General features: G+C 64.2%; 25 protein-coding genes. 7 read left to right on the plus strand and 18 right to left on the minus strand.

Translation table 11 applies throughout. From position 1 onward, the window contains the following. Positions 1-4: 4 nt before the first annotated feature. From pal to L630_RS0105980, 12 genes are all read right to left on the minus strand, one after another. Entirely contained in the window at positions 5-517 is a 513-nt protein-coding gene (gene pal / locus L630_RS0105925) for a peptidoglycan-associated lipoprotein Pal (RefSeq protein WP_024847355.1), read from the minus strand. 255 nt (positions 518-772) lie between these two features. After that, positions 773-2,083 (minus strand): Tol-Pal system beta propeller repeat protein TolB, encoded by a 1,311-nt coding sequence (gene tolB, locus L630_RS0105930; protein WP_024847356.1) that lies wholly within the window; start codon positions 2,081-2,083, stop codon positions 773-775. Positions 2,084-2,126: 43 nt separating this feature from the next. Beyond that, a complete protein-coding gene (locus L630_RS0105935; protein ID WP_024847357.1) occupies positions 2,127-3,188 on the minus strand; it encodes a hypothetical protein in 1,062 nt (353 codons plus the stop codon). A gap of 5 nt (positions 3,189-3,193) precedes the next feature. Next, a complete protein-coding gene (gene tolR, locus L630_RS0105940) occupies positions 3,194-3,640 on the minus strand; it encodes a protein TolR (protein WP_024847358.1) in 447 nt (148 codons plus the stop codon). Between the two features lie 11 nt (positions 3,641-3,651). Continuing rightward, positions 3,652-4,368 carry a protein TolQ gene (gene tolQ, locus L630_RS0105945; protein ID WP_024847359.1) on the minus strand — a complete coding sequence of 239 codons (717 nt, stop codon included), beginning with the start codon at positions 4,366-4,368 and terminating at the stop codon, positions 3,652-3,654. Positions 4,369-4,631: 263 nt separating this feature from the next. Beyond that, complete coding sequence (gene ybgC / locus L630_RS0105950; RefSeq protein WP_024847360.1) at positions 4,632-5,093, minus strand: tol-pal system-associated acyl-CoA thioesterase; 462 nt, start codon at positions 5,091-5,093, stop codon at positions 4,632-4,634. Next, positions 5,090-6,127, minus strand: coding sequence for a Holliday junction branch migration DNA helicase RuvB (gene ruvB / locus L630_RS0105955; protein ID WP_024847361.1), 1,038 nt, complete (start codon positions 6,125-6,127; stop codon positions 5,090-5,092). Before ruvB ends, ybgC begins: the two co-directional genes overlap by 4 nt. Before the next feature lie 67 nt (positions 6,128-6,194). Beyond that, positions 6,195-6,812, minus strand: coding sequence for a Holliday junction branch migration protein RuvA (ruvA, locus tag L630_RS0105960; protein ID WP_024847362.1), 618 nt, complete (start codon positions 6,810-6,812; stop codon positions 6,195-6,197). Positions 6,813-6,826: 14 nt separating this feature from the next. Further along, on the minus strand, positions 6,827-7,348 hold the full coding sequence (gene ruvC, locus L630_RS0105965; protein ID WP_024847363.1) for a crossover junction endodeoxyribonuclease RuvC: 522 nt from the start codon (positions 7,346-7,348) through the stop codon (positions 6,827-6,829). A gap of 71 nt (positions 7,349-7,419) precedes the next feature. Then, on the minus strand, positions 7,420-7,950 hold the full coding sequence (locus L630_RS0105970; RefSeq protein WP_024847364.1) for a DUF1465 family protein: 531 nt from the start codon (positions 7,948-7,950) through the stop codon (positions 7,420-7,422). A 348-nt stretch (positions 7,951-8,298) separates the two neighbouring features. Next, on the minus strand, positions 8,299-9,939 hold the full coding sequence (locus L630_RS0105975; protein WP_024847365.1) for an acyl-CoA synthetase: 1,641 nt from the start codon (positions 9,937-9,939) through the stop codon (positions 8,299-8,301). 52 nt (positions 9,940-9,991) lie between these two features. After that, a complete protein-coding gene (locus L630_RS0105980) occupies positions 9,992-10,762 on the minus strand; it encodes a sulfite exporter TauE/SafE family protein (protein WP_024847366.1) in 771 nt (256 codons plus the stop codon). 200 nt (positions 10,763-10,962) lie between these two features. Here L630_RS0105980 and L630_RS0105985 point away from each other — a divergent pair, with 200 nt between their 5' ends. The 5 genes from L630_RS0105985 (at position 10,963) to L630_RS0106005 (ending at position 15,021) form a co-directional block, all read left to right on the plus strand. Next, the gene (locus L630_RS0105985; protein ID WP_024847367.1) at positions 10,963-11,616 is read left to right on the plus strand and encodes a thiamine phosphate synthase; all 654 of its coding nucleotides are present in this window, start codon (positions 10,963-10,965) and stop codon (positions 11,614-11,616) included. 1 nt (position 11,617) lies between these two features. Next, complete coding sequence (locus L630_RS0105990; protein ID WP_186441419.1) at positions 11,618-12,580, plus strand: tetratricopeptide repeat protein; 963 nt, start codon at positions 11,618-11,620, stop codon at positions 12,578-12,580. Positions 12,581-12,680: 100 nt separating this feature from the next. After that, positions 12,681-13,244 (plus strand): elongation factor P, encoded by a 564-nt coding sequence (efp, locus tag L630_RS0105995; protein ID WP_024847369.1) that lies wholly within the window; start codon positions 12,681-12,683, stop codon positions 13,242-13,244. Positions 13,245-13,351: 107 nt separating this feature from the next. Further along, entirely contained in the window at positions 13,352-14,143 is a 792-nt protein-coding gene (locus L630_RS0106000) for an inositol monophosphatase family protein (RefSeq protein WP_024847370.1), read from the plus strand. 104 nt (positions 14,144-14,247) lie between these two features. Continuing rightward, on the plus strand, positions 14,248-15,021 hold the full coding sequence (locus L630_RS0106005; protein WP_034329479.1) for a TerC family protein: 774 nt from the start codon (positions 14,248-14,250) through the stop codon (positions 15,019-15,021). A 5-nt stretch (positions 15,022-15,026) separates the two neighbouring features. On the opposite strand, the gene L630_RS21050 is transcribed toward L630_RS0106005, so the two are convergent. Both L630_RS21050 and L630_RS0106015 read right to left on the minus strand, forming a co-directional pair. After that, the gene (locus L630_RS21050; RefSeq protein ID WP_144704718.1) at positions 15,027-15,596 is read right to left on the minus strand and encodes a hypothetical protein; all 570 of its coding nucleotides are present in this window, start codon (positions 15,594-15,596) and stop codon (positions 15,027-15,029) included. Between the two features lie 2 nt (positions 15,597-15,598). Further along, on the minus strand, positions 15,599-16,423 hold the full coding sequence (locus L630_RS0106015) for an MBL fold metallo-hydrolase (protein WP_024847373.1): 825 nt from the start codon (positions 16,421-16,423) through the stop codon (positions 15,599-15,601). Between the two features lie 190 nt (positions 16,424-16,613). On the opposite strand from L630_RS0106015, the gene L630_RS0106020 reads away from it, so the two are divergent. Next, entirely contained in the window at positions 16,614-17,360 is a 747-nt protein-coding gene (locus L630_RS0106020) for a YebC/PmpR family DNA-binding transcriptional regulator (RefSeq protein ID WP_024847374.1), read from the plus strand. Between the two features lie 84 nt (positions 17,361-17,444). Here the strand turns inward: L630_RS0106020 and L630_RS22780 are convergent, their stop codons facing one another. After that, positions 17,445-17,600, minus strand: coding sequence for a glycine zipper domain-containing protein (locus L630_RS22780; RefSeq protein ID WP_156941751.1), 156 nt, complete (start codon positions 17,598-17,600; stop codon positions 17,445-17,447). Between the two features lie 120 nt (positions 17,601-17,720). Next, positions 17,721-17,942, minus strand: a complete 222-nt coding sequence (gene rpmE, locus L630_RS0106030; RefSeq protein ID WP_024847375.1) for a 50S ribosomal protein L31 — start codon at positions 17,940-17,942, stop codon at positions 17,721-17,723. Between the two features lie 190 nt (positions 17,943-18,132). On the opposite strand from rpmE, the gene L630_RS0106035 reads away from it, so the two are divergent. Then, positions 18,133-19,935: an ABC transporter transmembrane domain-containing protein gene (locus tag L630_RS0106035; protein WP_024847376.1), complete on the plus strand. Its 1,803-nt coding sequence runs from the start codon at positions 18,133-18,135 to the stop codon at positions 19,933-19,935. A gap of 3 nt (positions 19,936-19,938) precedes the next feature. Here the strand turns inward: L630_RS0106035 and L630_RS0106040 are convergent, their stop codons facing one another. Both L630_RS0106040 and L630_RS0106045 read right to left on the minus strand, forming a co-directional pair. Then, positions 19,939-21,087: an amidohydrolase gene (locus L630_RS0106040; RefSeq protein ID WP_024847377.1), complete on the minus strand. Its 1,149-nt coding sequence runs from the start codon at positions 21,085-21,087 to the stop codon at positions 19,939-19,941. Between the two features lie 83 nt (positions 21,088-21,170). Continuing rightward, positions 21,171-22,658: a carboxypeptidase M32 gene (locus L630_RS0106045; protein ID WP_024847378.1), complete on the minus strand. Its 1,488-nt coding sequence runs from the start codon at positions 22,656-22,658 to the stop codon at positions 21,171-21,173. Positions 22,659-22,703 lie beyond the last annotated feature (45 nt).

Below are 22,703 nucleotides of genomic sequence, written 5' to 3' on the forward strand. Positions count from 1 at the left end.
CGGCTTAGCTGCCGGCGCCGCCCAGTACGGTGACAGCGCGGCGGTTCTGCGACCAGCACGAGATGTCGTCGCAGACAGCAACCGGGCGCTCCTTGCCGTAGGAAATGGTGCGGATGCGGTTGGCCGCAACGCCCTGCGAGACGAGGAAGTCGCGGGCAGCGGCGGCGCGGCGAGCACCGAGCGCCAGGTTGTACTCGCGGGTACCGCGTTCGTCGGCATGACCCTCGACGGTGATCGAGTACTGGGCGTAGCGGTTCAGCCACTGGGCCTGACGGGCCAGCGTCTGCTGGGCGTCGGCGCGGATCAGCGACGAGTCGGTATCGAAGAAGATGCGGTCACCAACGTTGACCGTGAAGTCCTGCGTCGATCCGGGTGTTGCGGCACCAGCCCCCGCACCGCCGAGGCCAAGGTCAGCGGCGTTGTTGGGGGTGTTCTTGCCCGCACAGCCCGCGACTGCGAGCATGGCAACGAGCGCGATGGCGACCGGGTTGCGGGTGATGGCTGCGATACGGCGCATTGCCGCCTCTCCTTCGCATTTGAGTGAATTGATTGAGCGTCCAGTAACCATGTTGCGGTTAAATTTCATTCAAGAAACAGGGTTAACGAATCCCGAACGCGCGTTCGAAGTTCCTCCGGACTCAGCGATTCTGCGCTTCTCGACGCAACTTTGGGCCGAAATGCGGCGAAAATGACATTGCTGTGGCGGCAAAACCAAACCGCCCGCTTGTAGGCGGGCGGTTCGAGCAATCGTTAACAGACGGAGGCCCCGGGTTTAGTCGAGCAGCGGCGACCACGCCGGGTCCGAAGCGAAGTTCGGCGTCGGGATCGGCTGCTCGTTACGGCCGGTCAGGTCGATCGAGAACAGCTTCGGTCCGCCGCCGGTCTCGCGGAAGAACATCAGCACGCGGCCATTTGGCGCCCAGGTCGGGCCTTCCTGCAGGCGGCCGGAGGAGAGGATGCGCTCGCCCGAGCCGTCGGTGCGCATCACGCCGATCTGGAACTCGCCGGCGGTCTGCTTGGTGAAGGCGATGAGGTCGCCGCGCGGGGACCAGACCGGCGTCGAATAGGTGCCGTCGCCGAAGGAGATGCGCTGCGGGTTCGAGCCATCCGCGCCCATCGTGTAGATGTGCGGGCGGCCGCCGCGGTCAGAGGTGAAGACGATGCGGCTGCCGTCCGGCGAATAGGACGGCGAAGTGTCGATCGAGTTCGAGTTGGTCAGCCGGGTGGTGTTACGGCTGCGCAGGTCCATTGTGTAGATGTTGGAATTACCGTCCTCGCGCATCAGGCTCATGATGACCTTCTGGCCATCCGGCGAGAAACGCGGCGCGAACGTCATGCCGGGGAAGTTGCCGACGAGCTCGCGCTGGCCGGTCTCGATCTGCAGCAGGTAGACCTGCGGCTGCGAGCCTTCGTAGGACATGTAGGTGATTTCCTGCCGGTTCGGCGAGAAGCGCGGCGTCATCACGATCGAACGGCCATCGGTCAGGGTTCGCTGGTTGGCGCCGTCCTGGTCCATGATGGCGAGACGCTTGACGCGGCCGTTCTTCGGGCCACTCTCGTCGACATAGACGATGCGGGTGTCGAAGTAGCCCTTCTCACCGGTGAGGCGCTCGTAGATCGCGTCGGCGATGATGTGAGCGACCCGGCGCCAGTTCGTCGGGTTGGCGAAGAACTGCTCGCCAATCAGCTGCTGGCCGGCAAAAGTGTCCCAAAGACGGAACTCGGCGCGCAGGCGACCATCGGCCTCCTGGCTGACGCGGCCGGTGACCAGCGCCTGCGCGTTGATGACGGTCCAGTCGTTGAAGCGGGGGGCCACATCCGGGTTGCTGACCTTCTCGATGAAGGCACCCTTGTCGATCGGCTTGAACAGGCCGGAACGCTTCAGGTCAGCGGCCACGACGGCGGCGATTTCCCCACCCTGCGAGCCAGAAGAGACGAAATCGGTGATCGCAATCGGCATCGGCTCGACCACGCCCTGCGTGATGTCGATTTCCAATTGCGCCCGAGCCGGTTGGACAGCGGCCAGCGCGATGCCGGCGGCCATCAGTCCGATGGAGAAGAATGCAGTCAGTGTGTTTTTCATTCTTTTGGCCTCATGGGTCCGGATGGGCTCATGGAATGTACGTTCAGAACATGTCCCGCGGATCGAAGTGGACAATCACGTCTGCCCAGGCTTCGTATTTCTCAGATGGAAGGTTGTAGGGCGCGCAGCGGATCACCGCGCGGCGGGCCGATTCAGCCGCCGTGCGTTCGATGCCGCCCGAGCCGCCGCCGGCGACGATGCGCGGGTCACCTTCAAGCTCGCCCGACGGGGAAAGCCTGAACTGCACCGACACCTTCAGGTTCTCGGCATCCGCCGCACCGGCCGGAACGTTCCAGCAGCGCTGGATCTGGCCGCGCAGCGCGTCCATCTCGCTCTGGCTGAGCTTGGCGCCCGTGGTCTGGCGTCCGCCGAGCGCAGCCTGCTGCTCCGAACGCTTGGCGCCGCCACCCGATGCCTTCTCGCGATTGAGCAGCGCGGCGACCTGGTCCTCGACGCTCTTTTCGTTCGAATCGCTGCTGGACGCGGTCTCGCGACGCTTCTCCTCGCGCGGTTTTTCAGGCTCCTTGCGGTCAGGCGTGCGCGCGGTCTGCGCCTTGGGCGGCTGCGGCTTGCTCTGCGGCACCGGCGCGACGTCCGGCAGCGCTGCCATGTCCTGCTTCGGCTGTTCCGGCTGTACCGGCTCAGGCGCGGGGTCCGGCTTCACTTCCTGCTTGGGCTCAGGCTTGGGCGCGACCTCGGTCGCCGGGACCGGCTGCGGTTCCGGAGCGGGGGCTGCCTCAGGCTCGGGCTCGGGAGTTGGCGTCGGCTTTGGATCGGGAGCCGGCGGAGGGGCCTCCGCCGTCTCGACCGGACGCGGCTTGGGCTCGGGCGTCGGCGGGGTCGGCAGGTCGATCTTGTTGTCGCCTACCTCCTGCGCGTCCTCGACAATGTCGGGCTTGGAGGTGGGAACCGGCGCAGGCTTCTCGGCCACGGGCGCCTTCTTGTCGCCCTTCACGCTCTGCGCGATCTCCTCGATCGGCACGATGTCGACCGGGAACGACTCGGCATTCGTCAGCTCGAGCGGCCGCGGCGACGACAGCGTGAAAAGACCCGCTGCGAGAGCGAGGGCATGCAGTGCCAGCGATGTGGACAGGCCGGCCTTCATTTATCCTAGCTGCCCTGTTCCGGAAGGGTCACGAGACCGACATTGCGGAAGCCGCCGGCATTGATCCGGCCAAGCACGCGCATGACGCTGGCGTAGTCCGCAGCACCATCGGCGCGCACGAACACGCGCTCGTCATAACCGGTCTCGGCGATCGCCTGCAGGCGTGGGACGATCTCGTCGAAGGTGATCTCGGTTTCCTGAAGGAAGATCTGGCCCTGGGAATTGACCGACACGGTGATCGGCTGCTTGTCGGCGTTGAGCGCCTTGGCGCTCGACTCCGGCAGGTCGATCGGCACGCCCGCCGTCATCAGGGGCGCGGCCACCATGAAGATGATGAGCAGCACGAGCATCACGTCGACGAGCGGCGTGACGTTGATCTCGGAGACAAGCGCCTTCGAGCGCCGGCCACGCCGCGATCGTCCACCGCCATTCTGTCCAAAGGACATACCCATCCGACTAACTCCTAGGCCGCTGCCCGGACGGGCACCTTTTCATCGATTTGGCGCGAAAGGATGGCCGAGAACTCGTCGGCGAAGCCTTCCATGCGAAGGCCGAGCTTGGCCGCATCGGCGGTCAGCTTGTTGTAAGCAATGGTGGCCGGGATAGCGGCGAGAAGACCAATCGCGGTGGCAAGCAGCGCCTCGGCGATACCGGGTGCCACAACCGCAAGGTTGGTCTGACCGGAGGCCGCAATCGACTGGAACGAAGTCATGATGCCGACGACCGTGCCGAACAGGCCGATGAACGGGCCGGCGGAACCAACGGTGGCAAGGAAGCCCATCCGGCTTTCCAGCGCTTCCATCTCGCGGGTCAGCGCGAGGTCCATCGCCTTGTCGATGCGGTTCTGCAGGCTGATGGGCGACTTCACGCCCTTTTCAAAGCTCTTCTTCCACTCGCGCATGGCGGCAACGAAGATTGAGCCCATGCCGGCAGTCTTGCGCTCCGACAGCGAGCGATAGAGTTCTTCCAGCGACTGGCCGGACCAGAACACTTCCTCAAAGCGGTTGAGCGCCGCGCGCATGCGATTGAAGGCGAGCGTCTTGTCGATGATGATGGCCCAGGTCCAGACGGACGCTCCAAGCAGGCCCAGCATCACCAGCTTGACCACCCAGCTCGCCTGCCAGAACAGCGCCCACAAAGAATGGTCACCGCCAGGTGCGGTTAGTGCCATTTGTTCCATGAAACCTAGTCCCTAAGATCTCGGGTCGGCAGTGCCGGCCAAGCGCACCCATCACTCGACGTTTCGCTCCCTGAAAGCCGGAACGCGCCAAAGTGCGCTGTTGCCCGGCCTTTTCGGGTCCAATTTTGGTGAAAGGAAGGCGCGCGGAAACGGCACAACTTTCACTGTCTTCTTGATGGAGGGTTAAGGTTAATGATGGGTTAGGAGTGGCGCAGATGTGATGTAGGGCGGCGAGGCTGTCGGAGGGAGTGACGACTGATTACTCAGCCGCACTTGAGCATGAACGCCGCTATCCATTCCTTCGGGAAACGCCGCGGGCGGCCGGATTGACTGATGATTGCGGCCTCGACCTTGGCTTCCACCAGCACCTCTTCACCGCGCTTCAGTACCTGCGCCATGTGGATGCGGGCACCCGAAACGCTTTCGGTGCGGGTTTCGACCGTCAGAATGTCGTCGATGCGGGCAGGGGCCTTGAAGTCGATCTCCATGCGGCGCACGACCCAGGCGAGCTTTTCACCATGCACGCCGTCGGCAAGGTCGGTGTGGTGGACGCCCGCAAGCCGCAGGAAATCAGAGCGGCCGCGCTCCAGGAACTCGAGATAGCGCGCGTGATACACGACACCGGAGAAGTCGGTGTCGGCATAGTAGACGCGGGCGACGATCCGGTGGCCGAAGTCCGTCAGCTCGCCGGCGAGGCCGACCGAAGGGTTTTCAGGATTGCTCATTCGTCGTCGAACAGGTTGATCTGGCTCGCGGTCACGTTTTCCGGCGCGTTGAGGCCGAGGTGTTCCCAGGCGATGCGCGTCAGCACGCGCCCCCGCGGCGTGCGCTGGATGAAGCCCTGCTGGATCAGATAGGGCTCGATTATATCCTCGATCGCGTCGCGCGGCTCGGAAAGGCCCGCCGCGATCGTCTCGATGCCAACAGGGCCGCCACCGAAGTTGCGGGCGATCATGCCGAGATAGCGGCGGTCGAGGCTGTCGAGGCCAAGCGCATCGACCTCGAGGCGGGTGAGTGCCGCGTCGGCCATCTTGCGGTCTACGATTTCTGCGCCGGCGACGGTGGCGAAGTCACGGACGCGGCGCAGCAGGCGGCCGGCGATACGCGGCGTGCCGCGGGCACGGCGGGCAACCTCGATTGCGCCGTCCTTGCTCATCGGCAGGCCGAGGATGCGCGCGCCACGGCTGACGATCTGCTCCAGCTCCTCAACCGTATAGAACTCAAGCCGGGTCGGAATGCCGAAACGGTCGCGGAGCGGGTTGGTCAGCAGGCCAAGGCGCGTCGTTGCGGCCACCAGCGTAAAGCGGGCAAGGTCGATCTTGACCGAGCGCGCGGCCGGGCCCTCGCCAATGATGAGGTCGAGCTGAAAATCCTCCATCGCGGGATAGAGGATTTCCTCGACCGCCGGATTGAGGCGGTGAATCTCGTCGATGAAGAGGACGTCGCGTTCCTCGAGATTGGTCAGCAGCGCTGCGAGATCGCCTGCCTTGGCGATGACCGGGCCCGAGGTCGAGCGAAAGTTGACGCCGAGCTCGCGCGCCATGATCTGCGCCAGCGTCGTCTTGCCGAGACCGGGCGGGCCGACGAACAGGACGTGGTCGAGCGCTTCGCCGCGGTTCTTCGCGGCCTCGATGAAGATCTTCAGGTTGGCGCGCGCCGCCGCCTGCCCGACGAAATCGTCAAGCGTCTGCGGCCGCAGCGAGACATCGAGGTCTTCGCCGCGCTTTTCCGGAGTGATCAATCGTGGGGCGAGGCTCATGAGCGCTTCCTTAGCAGAGGAGACTCAGCCTGTCTCATCTCAAGCCTCAAGTTTGAACGGCAGGTGCTCACCGCGCCAGCTCCTTGAGGCCAAGGCGGATGAGTTTGGCCGAGTCGGCGTCCTCGCCAGCGACCTTAACCGCGGCGGCTATCGCATTCGCGGCAATGTCGCGCGAGTAGCCGAGATTGGTGAGCGCGGAGACGGCATCCGCGACCGGGGCCGGGGCGACGCCCTCGCCGAGTTCCTGCTTGAGCCCGATCGTGCCGGTTGCCTCGCCGGCAAAGGCCGGGGCCTTGCTCTTCAGTTCAGTGACGATGCGCTCGGCGACCTTCTTTCCGACGCCCGGAGCGCGCGAAACCATGGCGATGTCGCGCAGCGCGATCGCGTTAGCGAGTTCGGACGGAGAGAGGGTCGAAAGAACCGCAAGCGCGACCTTGGCGCCGACGCCCTGCACGTTCTGCAGCAGGCGGAACCACTCACGCTCCAGTGCCGAGGCGAAACCATAGAGCCGGATCATGTCCTCGCGGACATAGGTCTCGATGAAGAGGACGGCTGCAACGCCTGTGCCGCCAAGGGAGCCAAGGGTGCGGGCCGAGCAATAGACAAGATAGCCGACACCGTGGACGTCGATGACGCAGTGGTCCTCGGCGATCTCGTCGACGGTTCCCTTCAGCTTCCCGATCATGCCGTTCCCCCGACCTATCCGGCAGCGGCGAGGGCCGCGGCCATTCTTCCGCTGACGCTCTGGCGATGATGGGCATGGCAGATGGCGATCGCAAGCGCGTCGGCCGAATCGTCCGTATCGAAGGTCGCCTTCGGCATCAGCACATTCACCATCATGTGAATCTGCTTCTTGTCGCCGTGGCCGACGCCGATCACCGTCTTCTTGACGGCGTTGGGGGCGTATTCGGCGACGGGAAGGCCGGCGAGCGCGGGCACCAGCATGGCGATGCCGCGCGCCTGGCCTAGCTTCAGCGTCGCCGTCGCGTCCTTATTGACGAACGTTTGCTCGACGGCAGCCTCGTGCGGCATGAAGTTGTGAACGATCGCTGCAAGCCCGTCATGCAGCTGGCGCAGGCGGGAGGCGAGGTCGGCGTCCTGATCGGAACGCACCGTGCCGGAGGCAACGAAGCGCAGGGAGTTGCCCAGCGCGTCGACGATGCCCCAGCCGGTGCGCCTGAGGCCCGGATCGATGCCGATGATGCGAATCGTTTCGTGCATTTGCTCACTCTATGCAGATGGCATATGAATGCCATCACAAAGTGAACAAAACAGAAACGTGAAGTGAGGAATCAGCTGCGGCCGAAAGCGGTCTGCAAGAGGTTCAGCTGTTCATTGACCGGGTTGATGCTGCGGCCCATGCCGGGAAAGCCCGGCAGCGAGTCGCCGTAGATCTGCTCGTCCATGCGGCGCACGCGGGCCTGCAGGCGCAACGAGTGGTCAACGATGGCGAGGAATGCCGGCGGCAGCTCGTTCCAGCCCGGCGTGTCCGTGTGCGCGGACGCCGTGTCTAGACGGACCTTCGACTTCTCGGCCGCGACCTGGTCGCGGGTCATCTCGCCGGAATTGGCGGCGCGCTGCAGCAGCAGCCACGATGCGATCTGCATCAGGCGGGTGGTCAGGCGCATGGATTCAGCCGCATAGAGGGTGGCGGCAACGCGCGAGAGCTTCTTGGCTTCGGCGCGACCGTCGCCGTCGAGGTACTCCGCAGCCTGCTCGACGAGGCTCATGCCCTCGTCATAAAGCGGCTTGAACGAATTCGAGAACACGCGACGCTCGGCGAGCTTGATCGTGTTCGTTTCCTCGCAAATCTGTCCAAACATTAACCGCTTCCCTACGCACACTGGAAAATCGACGCTCGTGCATATCGTCCCGGTGGGGAACGATATGAAGTCGAATTTGGTCCGTTACCCACCGCAACGCAAGCACATGTTTAACGAAGGGTTAACGGCGAAAAGGTGGCGCAAGAGCCTGGCTCAAGACAAAAAAAGAGCCGCGGAAGGCGGCTCTCAGGAGTTAAACAGGGAGGCGTCAAACGAAGTGGCCGAGCCACTCAGTAAGAATCCAGAAGTCTGGATACCCACAGCTATGACACGGAATGCTTAACCGAACCTTAACGCGCCAACCGGACGTTAAGCTTAACGTCCGGTTACCGGGTTCGCGCTGGCGAATCACGCCTCCTTGGCTAGGTCGCGCAGGCGGAATTTTTGGATCTTGCCGGTGGAGGTCTTCGGGATCTCGGTGAAGATGATCTTGCGCGGGCACTTGAAGCGCGCCAGAAGCGAACGGCAGTGCTCGATCATCTCCTCTTCGGTGACGACCGCGCCGGGCTTCAGCTCGACGAAGGCGACGGGCGTCTCGCCCCACTTCTCGTCAGGCTTGGCGACAACGCCGCAGGACGCCACCGCCGGGTGCTTGTAGAGCGCATCCTCAACCTCGATCGAGGAAATGTTCTCGCCGCCGGAGATGATGATGTCCTTCGAGCGGTCCTTGAGCTGGATGTAGCCGTCCGGATGCATCACGCCGAGGTCGCCCGAGTGGAACCAGCCGCCGGCGAACGCTTCCTCGGTAGCGGGCAGGTTCTTCAGGTAGCCCTTCATGACGATGTTGCCGCGGAACATGACCTCGCCGATGGTCTCGCCATCGGCAGGAGTCTCTTCCATCGTCTCCGGATCGCGCACTGACAGGCCCTCGAGCGCAGCGTAGCGGACGCCCTGGCGAGCTTTCTTGGCCGCTCGCTGATCCTTCGGCAGTTCATCCCACTCGGCGTGCCACTCGTTGACCACTGCCGGGCCGTAAGTTTCGGTAAGGCCATAGAGGTGGACGACGGCAAAGCCGGCTTCCTGCATCGCGGCGAGAACCGTCTCGGGCGGAGGGGCGGCCGCGGTGTTGAAGGTGACGATCTGCGGGAAGTCGCGCTTCTCGCCTTCCGGGGCATTGAGGAGGGCGGACATGACGATCGGTGCGCCGCACAGATGGGTGACGCCAAAATCGGCGATCGCGTCGTACATTGCCTTGGCGCGCACCCAGCGCAAGCAGACATGCGTGCCGGCAGTCAGCGCCAGGGTCCACGGGAAGCACCAGCCGTTGCAGTGGAACATCGGCAGCGTCCACAGATAGACCGGGTTGCGGCCCATGCCGGCGTGGATCGTGTTGGTGTAGGCCATCAGCGCCGCGCCGCGGTGATGGTAGACGACACCCTTCGGATTGCCGGTCGTGCCCGAGGTGTAGTTGAGCGCGATCGCGTCCCATTCGTCGTCCGGCATCGACCAGGCGAAGTCCTCGTCGCCGCTGGAGACGAATTCCTCATAGTCGAGCTCGCCGATACGGTCGCCCTTCGCATAAGGAGCGTCGTCGCCAAATTCCGGATCATCGAAGTCGATGATGAGCGGCTTCACGGTGGCGATCTGCAGCGCTTCCCTGACGACGCCCGAGAACTCGCGGTCGACGATGAGCAGCTTCGAATTCGAGTGGTCGAGCTGGAAGGCGATGATCGCGGCATCAAGGCGCGTGTTGAGGGAATGCAGTACTGCCTTCACCATCGGTACGCCAAAATGCGCCTCGAGCATCGGCGGCGTGTTCGACAGCATGACGCTGACCGTATCGCCCTTGCCGATGCCGCGTTTGGCGAGCGCCGAAGCAAGCTTCAGTGAACGGCGCCAGAACTCGGCGTAGGTCGTGCGCGACTTGCCATGGATAATCGCGACCTGGTTGGGGAACACCTTCGCTGCACGCTCGAGATAGGTGAGCGGTGTCAGCGGCTGATAGTTCGCAGGATTTTTGTCGAGCCCGATCTCGTAGGGGTTGCTCATCAGAATTCCCTCCTGTCGCCGGGGATTCTCGTACGGCGACAGGACGCCGTCATCAACCCCAGAGTTCGAAAACACCGTCCCATATCAGTTTTGCGCCAACAATCATCACCATAGTGTACATGAAAGGATAGAACATTTCGGGCTTGATCCGGCGCACGATCCAGGCACCCGCAAGTGTTGCAAGGGGTGCGAGGGGCATGAGCACAGCTGATGCCGCTAGGTTAGTTGCGTCGAACTGTCCCAGGGCGAAATAGGGGATAAGTTTTACTGCGTTCATGATCGCAAAGAAGGTGACGCTGGTGCCGACGAACAGGCTCGGCGTCTGCCGCAGCGGCAGGGTGTAGACCTGGTAGGGCGGGCCTCCCGCATGGGCAACAAAGCTGGTGAAGCCCGAAATTACCCCCCAGAACGTGCCCCTGATCGCGCTGTGTGAGCCCACGTGCTCGATCGAGCGAAGCTTCTGCCATAGCCAGCGCAGCGCAAAGGCGAGTGCAACGACACCGACGATGAGGCGGACGGCTCCCGCCGTCACCACCGCTGCCGTCAGCCAGCCGATCCCGATGCCCGCCAGCGCACCAGGCAGCATCAGCTTCAGGGTTAGGTCGTCGCGATGACCGCGCCACGACCACAGCGAAACGATGTCCATGACGATCAGGATCGGCAGCATGATCGCCGCCGCCTGCACTGGCGAGATGACGAGCGTCATCAGCGGTACGCCGATCAGCGCCATCGCGCCGCCCAGACCGCCCTTCGACAGACCAACGAGCACCACGGCCGGAACGGCGGTGGCGTAGAACCAGGGATCAGCGAGCAGGGAATACATTTGAGGCGGGGCGCTGCGTTGTTTGCGAACCCATAGACCGGAAGCGCACGCTTGGCGAGGGCGTTGCGTTGCTCTAAAGCCCGAGAAGACGACTGGAGGAGCAGCCGGGCCTTCCGCTGGGCTATTGTCTGCCTGCCCATGCGTGACTGCCCAAATCCAACCACGATCGCCATCCATTGAGGCCGAGAAGCAGGAAGTTCATGAACCCGACCGAGATACCGAATCGCTGCCGTATCGTCCTTGTGGCGCCCGAGGGTGCCGCACCCGAGCGCCTGCTCGCGGCACTGGAAGGCGGGGATGTCGCCTCGCTCATCCTGCCGCAGTGGGGCATGGATGACGACGCGCTGCAGAAATACACCGAGACGATCGCCCCGGCCGCGCAGGCCGCCGGCGTTGCCGTGATGGTGGCGGGCGATCCGCGCATCGCCGCACGCGCCAAGGCAGACGGCATCCATATCGAGACGAACCGCAAGTCGCTCGAAGAGGTGATCGACAAGCACCAGGCGAAGCTGATGGTGGGCACCGGGGGCGTCACCACGCGCGACGACGCGCTGGAGCTCGGCGAGGCACGTCCCGACTACATGTTCTTCGGTCGGTTCGGCTACGACAGCAAGCCAGAGCCGCATCCCCGCAACCTCAAGCTCGGTGGCTGGTGGGCGGAGATGGTGCAGCTGCCTTGCATCGTGCTGGGCGGTTCAGATCTTGAATCTGTCATCGCGGTCGCGGCGACGGGCGCGGACTTCGTCGCCCTGTCTGCCGCGGTTTACGGCGATGGTGGCGACCCGGCAGCGGCGGTCAAGCGCGCAAACGAACTTCTGGATGAACGCGCACCTCGTTTCGAGGATGGGGAGTGAGTTGAAGCGTCTAGCCGTTATCATTCTGACGGGACTGGCCGGATGGGCGGCATCGCCCGCTGCCGCCCAGATGCCTGATGGCGGCCGGGTGACCGCGCCGTCGCTCGAGAATGTCGATCCGGGCCGCTTCAGCGAGAGCCCGGCGGATGTAGCCTACGCCGCTTACCAGCGAGGCTACTACCTCACGGCGCTGCGGCTCGCGACGCCGCTCGCGGAAGCGGGCAACCCGGCATCGCAAACGCTCGTAGCCGAAATCTATTCGCGTGGGCTCGGCGTGAAGCCGGACATCGCCAAGGCGATGGAATGGTACGAGAAGGCATCCGAGCGTAACGTGCCGGAGGCAACCTTCCAGCTGGCGATGATCCTGCTGGATGGCGGGCCGGAGATCCGCGACCGCGAGCGCGCCTACACGCTGATGAAGAAGGCGGCCGATCAGGGCCACCGCCTTGCGCAGTTCAACTACGCGCAAATGGCGATTGCGCGCATTCCCGGCCAGCGCGGCTATGCGGAGGCCGTACCCTATCTCGAAAAGGCGGCAACCGCCGGCCTTCCCGAAGCGCAGTATGCGATGGCGCAGGTGCGCACGGAGGGACTGGACGGCAAGTCGATCAACGGCAAGGAAGCGCGCGAGTGGCTGGAGAAGGCAGCGCAGCAGGGCTTTGACACAGCACAGATCGAGCTCGGCACCTGGCTGGTAGACCACAGCGGCACGGCGGCCGGCCAGGCGGAAGGTTTTGGCTGGCTGATGCGCGCGGCAAGCGCGGGTAATCCCGCCGCCCAAAACCGTGTCGCCAAGCTCTATCGTGCCGGCGTCGGCGTCGAGCCCGACCGCATCCAGGCAGCGAAGTGGTACCTGCGCGCGCGCCGCGCAGGGCTGATCGACCCGATCATGGAAGACCAGCTCGACGGCATGACCGAGGAGGAAATCCGGCTGGCTACTCTCGACGCCAACAGGCTCAACTGAATGGGGCTACTCTTGCCTCTGAGGGCGTTTTGTGTTCTTGGAAACCCGATGATGCGTGCCCGCACGTCGGCGCGCCCCTCCAATATTCCGGAACCGAGCAATGGCTAAGATCAACGGCAACGAAATCCGTCCGGGCAACGTCATCGAGCACGATGGCGGCCTCTGGGTGGCGGTGAAGACCAATGCGGTGAAGCCTGGCAAAGGCGGCGCCTATAACCAGGTCGAGCTGAAGAACCTCATCAACGGCACCAAGCTGAACGAGCGTTTCCGCGCTGCGGAGACCGTCGAGCGCGTCCGTCTCGAGCAGAAGGACTTCACGTTCCTCTATGAGCAGGGCGATGCGCTGGTGTTCATGGACGACGAGAGCTACGAGCAGCTCGAGCTCGAAAAGGACTTCGTTGGCGAGCGCGCCGCGTTCCTGCAGGACGGCATGAAGGTGACCGTCGAACTGCACGAGGACCGTCCGATCGGCATCAAGCTGCCGGATCAGGTCACGCTTACCATCACCGATGCCGACCCGGTCGTTAAGGGCCAGACGGCTGCGTCGTCCTACAAGCCGGCCGTGCTTGAGAACGGCATCCGCGTTTTGGTTCCGCCGTTCATCTCGGCGGGCGAGAAGGTCATCATCGACACCAACGAAATCACCTACGTCAGCCGCGCCTGATCGTTGGTGATACGATTACTGCTCACGCCTGGCGCCGCGGCATGACCGCGGCGCACGGCTGAGCGCCAGCTCTTTGAACGAGCAACAGACGGTTTCGGAGAAAGTTCATGGCGCGTTCGGCGATCATCAACGTCATGGTGCAAGCAGCCATGAAGGCCGGCAAGTCGCTGGCACGCGACTTCGGTGAGGTTCAGAACCTCCAGGTTTCGCTGAAGGGTCCCGGCGATTACGTCAGCCAGGCGGACCGCAGGGCGGAAGAGATCATCTACTCGGAACTGTCGCGGGCGCGTCCCGGCTATTCCTTCCTGATGGAAGAGCGCGGCACGGTCGCTGGCGACGATGACCAGCACCGCTGGATCGTCGATCCGCTCGACGGCACCACCAACTTCCTGCACGGCATTCCGATCTTCGCGATCTCGATCGCGCTGGAGCGCCAGGGTCAGATCGTCGCCGGCGTCATCTACAACCCGGCAATGGACGAGCTCTATACCGCGGAGCGCGGTGGCGGCGCGTTCATGAACGACCGCCGCCTGCGCGTTGCCGCGCGTGCGAAGCTGTCGGACGCGGTCATCACCACCGGCATTCCGCATCTCGGCCGCGGCCATCACGGCGTCGCGCTGATCGAGCTCAAGAACATCATGGGCGAGGCCGCCGGCATCCGCCGCTTCGGCGCCGCATCGCTCGACCTTGCCTATGTCGCTGCCGGCCGCGTTGATGGCTACTGGGAGCGCTGGCTGTCGCCGTGGGACATCGCTGCGGGCATCCTGATGGTGCGCGAGGCGGGCGGCTTCTCGTCCGACATTTCGGGCGGTCAGAACATGCTCGAGGATGGCACCATCGTCGCCGCCAACGAGCCGATCCACCGCCAGCTGCTGCAGCAGCTGGCCAAGAAGGCCTGATCAGGCTCCCGGAGCGCGATCTGCGCGCTCTCCTTCATTGAAGAAGCTGGGCCGCAGCCCTACCTCTTGCAGACTTTTGCAAGGGATGGAGGACATTGCGGCCCATGCTCGAATTCGTCGGCGAACATTTTTACTGGGTGGGGGACCCCACCGCGTGGGTTGCCCTGGTTACCCTGATCGTCCTCGAGGTTGTCCTCGGCATCGACAACCTCATCTTCATCTCCATCCTCACCAACAAGCTTCCCGAAGAAAATCGGGTGATGGCACGCCGGCTCGGCATTGGTGCCGCGCTGATCATGCGGCTGCTGCTGCTGGCGACCGTCGCCTACATCGTTCACCTCACCGAGCCGCTGTTCGAGCTGTTCGGTCATCCGTTCTCGTGGCGCGACCTGATCCTGATCGCCGGCGGCCTGTTCCTGGTCTGGAAGGCGACCAAGGAGATCCATCACTCGGTCGACCCGACTGACACCAAGGACCAGATGCTTGGCGAGAAGGTCGCCTTATCGCTGGGCGGGGCGGTGTTTCAGATCCTGCTGCTCGACCTTGTCTTTTCGATCGACTCGATCATCACCGCCGTTGGCATGACCGACGAGCTGGCCCTTATGTACATTGCCGTGATCGTCGCGGTGATCACCATGTTGATTGCCGTCAACCCGCTGTCGCGCTTCATCGAGCAGAACCCGACGATCGTTATGCTGGCGCTCGGCTTCCTCCTGATGATCGGCACGACGCTGATTGCGGACGGCATGGGCTTCCATGTGCCGAAGGGCTACATCTACGCGGCAATGGGTTTTTCGGCGCTGGTCGAGGGCCTTAACATGCTGGCGCGGCGTAAGAAGCGGCTCGACAAGGCAAGCGGGACAGACACGCACCACTGAGGTTTTCAGATGCCCCGCCCGGTGGCTGGCATGTCCTCGCCGGGCACGGGGATCAGCATGGTCCGCTCCTTGAGCCAGGGATGGATCTCGACGGCACGCCTGAGTGCAGCCTGTCCTGCCTCGATCCGCCCCTGCTGCATCAGGATCAGCGCCTGGCCGGACAGGGCGGCGAAATGGAGGGGCTCCAGCGCAAGCGTGCGCTCGATGTCCTGGAGGGAGCCCTCGAAATCGCGCTTGAGGAAACGGATGAAGGCGCGCTGGTTCCAGCCTTCGGCATAGTCCGGCGCCTCTGCCACGACCTTGTCGAGGATCGCCAGCGCCCCGTCCCAGTCGTACGACTCGCGCCGGCGCATTGCCTCGGAGATCGCTTCGGTAATCGCGGGCGTCGGCGCCTCCGCCATCCACATGCGCCAGACAGCGTCCTCGGCCATGCGGCCCTCGCGCTCGGTGGTGGCTGTTTGCAGGGCGCGGAACAGTTTTTCGCGGTCCGCCAGGTTCGGCTTTCCTTCGGCATAAAGCGGGAGCGGCAATGCGGTGATCAGGAACGCGGCGAGCAGGGCACGGCGCGTCAGCATGATCACACCCCGCTGAGGACCAGAATGGTCGGCCGGCGAGGCAGATCCCGCCGTGAGACCGTGAACGAGCGCTCTTCGAAGAATCTTACGTCAAAGTTTTCGCCCATCAGGCTGGTGAACTCGCCGATCGGCGTCGCATGCCGGTGCATCGGCAGGATGATCGAGGAGAACAGCCGCCGCGCGATCTCGCTCATGCCTTCAACCGAGAGCGTCATGCCCCCGTCGATCGGCACCATGACGATGTCGAGCCGGCCGATCGCGGCGTAGTGCTCGTCCGCGAGGTGATGGTGCAGGTGGCCGAGATGGCCGATGCAGAGGTTGGCGATCTCGAAGATGAAGATCGAGTTCCCGTCCGGAATCATGCCGCCGCCAAAGGAGCGGATGTCGGTCGGCACGTTGCGGATGTAGACGTCATCGACGGTGAGAGCGTGGCGGGCAGGGCCGCCCTCCGGGTTCCAGCCGCGCAGGACGTGCTCGATGCGGGCGTCCGGAACTTCCGTGTAGTGGGTGCGGTGGGCGCGGTTCATCGTCACCACGCGGGGCAACAGCTCACTACCGTAGACGCCGGAGAAGTCGGTCGCGACGCGCACGTCGGCGGGGCTTTCGATCACATAGGTCGAGTGGCCGGCATAGGTGATCGTGACCGCCTCTTCGGCGGGAGCCTCAGCCTTCAGGACGCGCGAGCCGGAGTAGTTGGCGTAGATGACGCGGGGAAGCTCCTCAGCGATCGCGAGGCAGCGACTGGGCGGCGGCACGTCGGCCTCCTGCGCGTCTGCCGGCAGGCAGTGAAGGCTGATGAACAATGCTGCTGCAAGCAAGAGGCGCATGAGCGGTCTCCGGTCGGCTGCATTCAGCGTGATGGTACATGCGGGAGTATTCGCAACCACCGGGAAAAATCTGACGCAACGTCACGATTTCGCGAGTTGGCGCCTCATGCGCTCGTCTGGACGGCAACGAGGCTTTTCTCTATAAGGCGCGGCATCCAGAAACATCGCGAAAGCTGTCGACAGGGGTTCCATGGCCGGTCATTCACAATTCAAGAACATCATGCATCGCAAGGGGCGCCAGGATGCTGTGCGCTCGAAGATGTTTTCCAAGCTCGCGCGCGAAATCACCGTCGCTGCGAAGCTCGGCGTTCCTGACCCTGCCATGAACCCACGCCTGCGTCTGGCGATCCAGAACGCCAAGGCGCAGTCCATGCCGAAGGACAACATCCAGCGCGCCATCAACAAGGCGGCTGGCAATGACGGCGAGAACTACGAAGAGGTCCGCTACGAGGGTTACGGCCCGGGCGGCGTCGCCGTCATCGTCGAGGCACTGACCGACAACCGCAACCGCACTGCGTCGAACGTCCGCGCCGCCTTCACCAAGGCCGGCGGTTCGCTCGGTGAAACCGGCTCGGTGTCATTCCTGTGGGACCGTGTCGGCGAGATCGTCTACCCCGCGTCCGCCGGCGATGCGGACAAGGTCATGGAAGCAGCGATCGAGGCTGGCGCCGACGACGTCCAGTCGGACGAGGATGGCCACGTCATCATCTGCGCCTTCGAGAGCATCGGCGAGGTTACCTCGGCGCTCGAAGCCTCGCTTGGCGAGCCCGAGTCGGTGAAGACGATCTGGAAGCCGCAGACCAACACCGCGGTGGACGAGGATCGCGCACGTTCGATCCTGAAGCTGATCGCCACCCTCGAGGATGATGACGACGTGCAGAACGTCTACGCGAACTTCGAGGTCGACGACGCGACCATGGCAAAGCTCAGCGCCTAAGCTGCAGAGCGACGAAATTCATCTGACAATGCACGCGGGAGCCCGGCTTCCGCGTGCATTTTCTTTTTCAGGCTGTGTCTGGGCTCAGTGATCGTGGTAGTGGCCCCAGCATCGGCCAAGCGCGGCGCCAAGTGCGATACCGATCGCAATGCCGACCGCGATGTTCCCGATCGAGATTCCGATCGCCATCCCCACCACGATCCCGCAGACCATACCGGCAGCCATGTCCGGATAGTTCATGGCGAAACTCCTTTCACCGGGAGTCGAACGGCGAGGAGCGTGCAAGGGTTCCGCCAGAGCTCGACAACAAAAAACCCGCCGAGAGGCGGGCTCTTCGTTTCGTCCTGAACAGGCGCTGGCTTAGATGCCGAGGCCTTCGTAACGCTTCTTGAACTTCGAGACGCGGCCGCCACGGTCGACGAGCGTCTGCGTGCCGCCCGTCCACGCCGGATGCGTGCTCGGGTCGATGTCGAGGTTCATCGTGTCACCGTCGTTGCCCCAGGTGGAGCGGGTGAAGTATTCGGTCCCATTGGTCATGACGACCTTGATGGTGTGGTAATCGGGATGGATATCAGCTTTCATCGGTGTCGTCCTGGCTTATGGGCGTTCTGCGGCGCTACGCTGCGGCGATGCGCCCACTGTCAAAACCTGAAGCCGCAGCTATTGAGTGCCACAGCTTCAAAAACGGTCGGCTGGCCTATACAGGAGCCAGCACGAATTCACAAGTGGAGTCGTCGGAAATTCGGCGCCCAGCGGAAATCAGGATGAAGAAATGGCCGATAACGGACGAGACGGCACACGGCGCACACGCACGCTGAACCCTCTGCGCCGCATCCTGCCCTATATGTTCCGCTATCGCGGTCTCGTCATTGGCGCGGGCATCTCGCTGCTGATGGCGGCGCTGACGACGCTGACGCTGCCGCTTGCCGTGCGCCGCATGATCGACCACGGGTTCAGCGATTCCAACTCGGCCTTCATCACCAGCTATTTCTCGATGTTGATTGTGCTGGCGGTGCTGCTCGCGGCGGCATCGGCCATGCGCTACTTCTTCGTCATCACGCTCGGCGAACGCGTCGTTTCTGACATCCGCAGCGACGTCTTCGCGCATGTGACGCGGTTGTCGCCGGCGTTCTTCGATCGCACCCAGTCGGGCGAGATCGTCTCGCGGCTGACGGCCGACACCACCCAGATCAAGTCCACCGTGGGGGCAACCGCGTCGGTGGCGCTGCGCAACCTCATCATGGGCCTTGGCGCGATGGCGATGATGGTCGTCACGAGCCCGAAGCTCTCCGGCATCGTCATTGCAGTCATTCCCATCGTCGTGCTGCCGCTGGTTGCCTTCGGGCGTTCGGTGCGCCGCCGCTCGCGCTATGCGCAGGATACGCTTGCCGAAGCGACCGCCTACGCAGCCGAACAGATTGGCTCGACCCGTACGCTGCAAGCCTTCACCAACGAGGTGCTGGTCACCGAGCGGTTTGCGAACGCCGTCGAGGCCGCATTCAATGCGGCGAAGTCGTCGGTGCTGGCGCGTTCGTTCCTGACCTTCTTTGCCATCGTCACCGTGTTCAGCTCGGTTGTCGCCGTGCTGTGGATTGGCTCGCACGATGTGCTGTCGGGCGCCATTTCGGCCGGCACGCTCGGCCAGTTCCTGCTCTATGCGGTGTTTGCCGCCGGTGCGCTCGGCGCGCTTTCGGAAGTGTGGGGCGAGCTCTCGCAGGCTGCCGGTGCCGCCGAGCGGCTGGGTGAACTCCTCGATGAGGAGCCGGCGATCCGAGCGCCCGCCAATCCGATCCCGCTGCCGAAGCCCGCGCGCGGCGCGGTCGAGTTCCGCGACGTTTCCTTCATCTACCCGACACGGCCGGGGCAGCAGACGCTGCAGGGACTTTCCTTCTCCATCAAGCCCGGCGAGACGGTCGCGATTGTCGGCCCGTCGGGTGCTGGCAAGAGCACCGTCTTCTCGATGCTGCTGCGCTTCTACGACCCAACCACGGGCGCGGTTCTGGTCGACGGCGTCGACGTGAAGCAGGCGGACCCGGAGGACGTGCGCGAGCGAATCGCGATCGTGCCGCAGGACGTAACAATCTTTGCCGCCTCGGCTGCCGAAAACATCGCCTTTGGCCGTCCCGGTGCAGACCGCGCGGCGATCGAGCGGGCAGCAAAGGATGCGCATGCCGACGAGTTCATCTCACAGCTTGAGGACGGGTACGACACGCAGCTCGGCGAGCGTGGCGTGACCCTCTCCGGTGGCCAGCGCCAGCGTGTGGCGATTGCCCGCGCCATCCTACGCGACGCGCCGATCCTGCTGCTCGATGAAGCAACTTCCGCGCTCGATGCCGAAAGCGAAACGCTGGTGCAGACCGCGCTGGAGCGGCTGATGAAGGGCCGCACCACCATCGTCATCGCCCACCGGCTGGCGACCGTGCTGAAGGCCGACCGGATCCTGGTCATGGACGAGGGGCGGATCGTCGAGGAAGGCACACACCAGAGCCTGGTGCGGCAGGACGGCGTCTATGCGCGCCTTGCTCGCCTGCAGTTCGACCGCGGCGCCGAGTTCCTCGACAGCGCCGCGGAATAGGCGTCAGCCCAGGATATTGCGAGCGGTGCGCATGAAGATGCGCGAGCCGATCGGAATCAGGTCGTCCGGAAAGTCGTAGTCGGGATTGTGCAGGGCAGAGGTGTCCACGCCAGCGCCCAGGAACAGCATCGCCGACTTCGCGCTATGTCCGAAGATGCCGAAATCCTCCGAGGCGCGCATAGGCAGTTCTTCCTCGTCATGGGTGATGCCTTCGGCATCGAGCGCTGCGCGCAGATGCGCGACCGCTTCCGGCGCATTCATGCTGGCGACGAAGATCTCGTGATAATCGATCGACAGCTGCAGCCCGTGCTCGCGGGCAATTCCGATCGCAAGTTCCTCGGCGGCAGAGCAGAGTGCCGCCATCCGGTCATCGAGGCGGGTGCGCAGCGTCGCCCAGACCTCCGCGTGGCCAGGTGCGATGCCGAACACGGCCTCGCCCATCTCCGCATGGGTGACGGTCACCATGGCAAAGTAATCATCGGTAAAGTTGCCGCCGCCGAGCTTCGCCAGTTCCGGCATAAGCCGGCTGATCGCCAGCATCGGTGAGGTGCCGGTTTCCGGCATGGATGAGTGAGCGGTCTTTCCATCGAGGACGATGCGCATGCCGCGCGAGGCGCAGTTGACGACGCCTTCTTTGATCCGCACGTGACCAAGCGGCGTGCCGGGCAGGTTGTGCAGCGAGAAGGCAAAGTCCGGCCGTATCGATTCGTAGCGCGGGTCGGCGACGACGCCAGCGGCACCGGCTCCGGTTTCCTCCGCCGGCTGGAACATCAGCACGACCCGGCCGCGCGCCGGGCGCTCGCGGCCGAACTGCCTCCCGAGTGCAGCAAGAATCGCGGTGTGGCCGTCATGGCCGCACATGTGCGACTTGCCTGGAACGGTCGAACGATGCGACGCGGACGAGATTTCCTCGATCGGCAGAGCATCCGTTTCCGAGCGGAAAAGCAGCGTCGGGCCTTCTTTGCCGCTGTCATAGACTGTGGCGACGCCGTGACCGCCGAGACCCGTCAGGATCTGGTCGGGTTTCGTTTCGCTGACAAAGGCGACGACGCGCTTTGCCGTCTGCTCCTCCTCGCCGGAGATTTCCGGGTGCCGGTGAAGCTCGCGGCGGAAGGCGACAAGATCCTCGATGTCCTGGTTGGTCAGCGTCACAAAGCTTCTCCCTTGATGCTGGCGTCCGGGCCAGTGTTGGCCGGATGGGCGCCGGCATCAAGGGAATGGTGCTGGTCCAGAACTCAGGCCGTGCCGTAGCGGCGCTCGAGATGGCGGCGGAAGTGCGCCGCGTTGAGCGGCTCCCCGGTCGCCTTCTCGATCAGCTCTGGCGTAGACAAGCGCGAGCCCTGCGACCAGATGCGCTCACGCCGCCATGCGTTGACGGTCTCGAAGTTGCCTTTGGCGAACTCTTCCTCGACGCCCGGATGCTCGCGTTCGATCGCCGCCCATTGCTGCGCGGCGATCATGGCGCCGAGCGTGTAGGACGGGAAATAGCCGAACGCGGCACTCGGCCAGTGGACGTCCTGCATCGGGCCGTCGGCCGGGTTGTCGATGGTCGAGAGGCCCAGATAGCTCTGCATGCGCGCGTCCCACGCATCAGGCAGGTCGGCGACTTCCAGCTTGCCGGCGATCAGCTCCTGCTCGAGTTCGAAACGCAGGATGACGTGCAGCGGATAGGTGACCTCGTCGGCGTCAACGCGAATCAGGCCGCGTTCGACGCGGTGGACGTGCGGAAGAATGTCGTCCAGCCTCCAGGCCTCGCCGAGATGGCGTTCTACGACGGGTAGTGCCCAGCGCCAGAAGGCGGGGTTGCGGCCAATCTGCTTCTCCACGAACAGGCTCTGGCTTTCATGGATCGCCATGCCGCGCGCCTTGCCGAGCGGCCAGTGCGCCCATTCCTGCGGCAGGCCCTGCTCGTAGAGCGCGTGGCCGGTCTCGTGCAGGATGCCCATCAGCGACGACAGGAACTCGTCGGTGCGGTAGCGGGTGGTGATTCGCACATCGGTCGGTACGCCGCCGCAGAACGGATGGTGCGAGACCGACAGGCTGCCGCGGGTGATGTCGAAGCCAACGGCGGCCATCATCGCGAGGCCGAGCTCACGCTGCTTCTCGACCGGGTAGGAGCCGGAGAGCGCGCGCAGCGGCCGCTTAGCCAGCCGTTCCTCCTGTACTGCCAGCGCCTTCGGGACGAAGTCGACCAGGAAGGTCTTCAGCTCCTCCAGCACCGGCGCGATGTCGGCCACGCGATTGCCGGGATCGTACTGCTCCATCAGCGCGTCGTAGGGCGCGAGGCCGAGGACGTCGGCGCGCATCTGCGCCTCCTCGCGGACCATGGCGACGACGCCTTCGAGCGCCGGCTGGAACGTCGCCCAGTCGTTCTTCGCGCGGGCGTCGCGCCACAGCTGCTCGCAGCGCATTCGGGTGCGCGTCTGGCGCTCGACGAACTCCGGCGGCAGGCAGGTGAGGTTGGTGTGCACGCGGCGGAACTCGCGCAGCGCCGCTGCCTGATCCTCGTTCAGCGCCTCGTTGGAGGCTGCCTCGATCCAGTCCGCGACTTCAGAGGCGGTTGCCATGCGGTGGGCCATGCCGGCGAGCGTCGCCATTGCCTCGGCGCGCTGTTCGCCGCCGCCAACAGCCATGTGCGTTGCCTCGTCGGCGCCAAGAATTGCGAGCGCGTGTTCGAGCGCTTGGAGCCGGCGGCCAAGGGAATCGAGCTTTTCAAATGACATGTTTCAACGGTTCCGGTGCTTGAATGCGTCCTGCCAATAGATCAG

It is taken from the genome of Aminobacter sp. J41 (assembly GCF_000526635.1).
GTDB lineage: Bacteria > Pseudomonadota > Alphaproteobacteria > Rhizobiales > Rhizobiaceae > Aerobium.

Excerpts from the sequence above, each read along its gene's own strand:
- pal (WP_024847355.1), bottom strand. The coding sequence starts at position 517 with ATGCGCCGTATCGCAGCCATCACCCGCAACCCGGTCGCCATCGCGCTC.
- tolB (WP_024847356.1), bottom strand. The coding sequence starts at position 2,083 with ATGAAAAACACACTGACTGCATTCTTCTCCATCGGACTGATGGCCGCC.
- L630_RS0105935 (WP_024847357.1), bottom strand. The coding sequence starts at position 3,188 with ATGAAGGCCGGCCTGTCCACATCGCTGGCACTGCATGCCCTCGCTCTC.
- tolR (WP_024847358.1), bottom strand. The coding sequence starts at position 3,640 with ATGGGTATGTCCTTTGGACAGAATGGCGGTGGACGATCGCGGCGTGGC.
- tolQ (WP_024847359.1), bottom strand. The coding sequence starts at position 4,368 with ATGGAACAAATGGCACTAACCGCACCTGGCGGTGACCATTCTTTGTGG.
- ybgC (WP_024847360.1), bottom strand. The coding sequence starts at position 5,093 with ATGAGCAATCCTGAAAACCCTTCGGTCGGCCTCGCCGGCGAGCTGACG.
- ruvB (WP_024847361.1), bottom strand. The coding sequence starts at position 6,127 with ATGAGCCTCGCCCCACGATTGATCACTCCGGAAAAGCGCGGCGAAGAC.
- ruvA (WP_024847362.1), bottom strand. The coding sequence starts at position 6,812 with ATGATCGGGAAGCTGAAGGGAACCGTCGACGAGATCGCCGAGGACCAC.
- ruvC (WP_024847363.1), bottom strand. The coding sequence starts at position 7,348 with ATGCACGAAACGATTCGCATCATCGGCATCGATCCGGGCCTCAGGCGC.
- L630_RS0105970 (WP_024847364.1), bottom strand. The coding sequence starts at position 7,950 with ATGTTTGGACAGATTTGCGAGGAAACGAACACGATCAAGCTCGCCGAG.
- L630_RS0105975 (WP_024847365.1), bottom strand. The coding sequence starts at position 9,939 with ATGAGCAACCCCTACGAGATCGGGCTCGACAAAAATCCTGCGAACTAT.
- L630_RS0105980 (WP_024847366.1), bottom strand. The coding sequence starts at position 10,762 with ATGTATTCCCTGCTCGCTGATCCCTGGTTCTACGCCACCGCCGTTCCG.
- L630_RS0105985 (WP_024847367.1), top strand. The coding sequence starts at position 10,963 with ATGAACCCGACCGAGATACCGAATCGCTGCCGTATCGTCCTTGTGGCG.
- efp (WP_024847369.1), top strand. The coding sequence starts at position 12,681 with ATGGCTAAGATCAACGGCAACGAAATCCGTCCGGGCAACGTCATCGAG.
- L630_RS0106000 (WP_024847370.1), top strand. The coding sequence starts at position 13,352 with ATGGCGCGTTCGGCGATCATCAACGTCATGGTGCAAGCAGCCATGAAG.
- L630_RS0106005 (WP_034329479.1), top strand. The coding sequence starts at position 14,248 with ATGCTCGAATTCGTCGGCGAACATTTTTACTGGGTGGGGGACCCCACC.
- L630_RS21050 (WP_144704718.1), bottom strand. The coding sequence starts at position 15,596 with ATGCTGACGCGCCGTGCCCTGCTCGCCGCGTTCCTGATCACCGCATTG.
- L630_RS0106015 (WP_024847373.1), bottom strand. The coding sequence starts at position 16,423 with ATGCGCCTCTTGCTTGCAGCAGCATTGTTCATCAGCCTTCACTGCCTG.
- L630_RS0106020 (WP_024847374.1), top strand. The coding sequence starts at position 16,614 with ATGGCCGGTCATTCACAATTCAAGAACATCATGCATCGCAAGGGGCGC.
- L630_RS22780 (WP_156941751.1), bottom strand. The coding sequence starts at position 17,600 with ATGAACTATCCGGACATGGCTGCCGGTATGGTCTGCGGGATCGTGGTG.
- rpmE (WP_024847375.1), bottom strand. The coding sequence starts at position 17,942 with ATGAAAGCTGATATCCATCCCGATTACCACACCATCAAGGTCGTCATG.
- L630_RS0106035 (WP_024847376.1), top strand. The coding sequence starts at position 18,133 with ATGGCCGATAACGGACGAGACGGCACACGGCGCACACGCACGCTGAAC.
- L630_RS0106045 (WP_024847378.1), bottom strand. The coding sequence starts at position 22,658 with ATGTCATTTGAAAAGCTCGATTCCCTTGGCCGCCGGCTCCAAGCGCTC.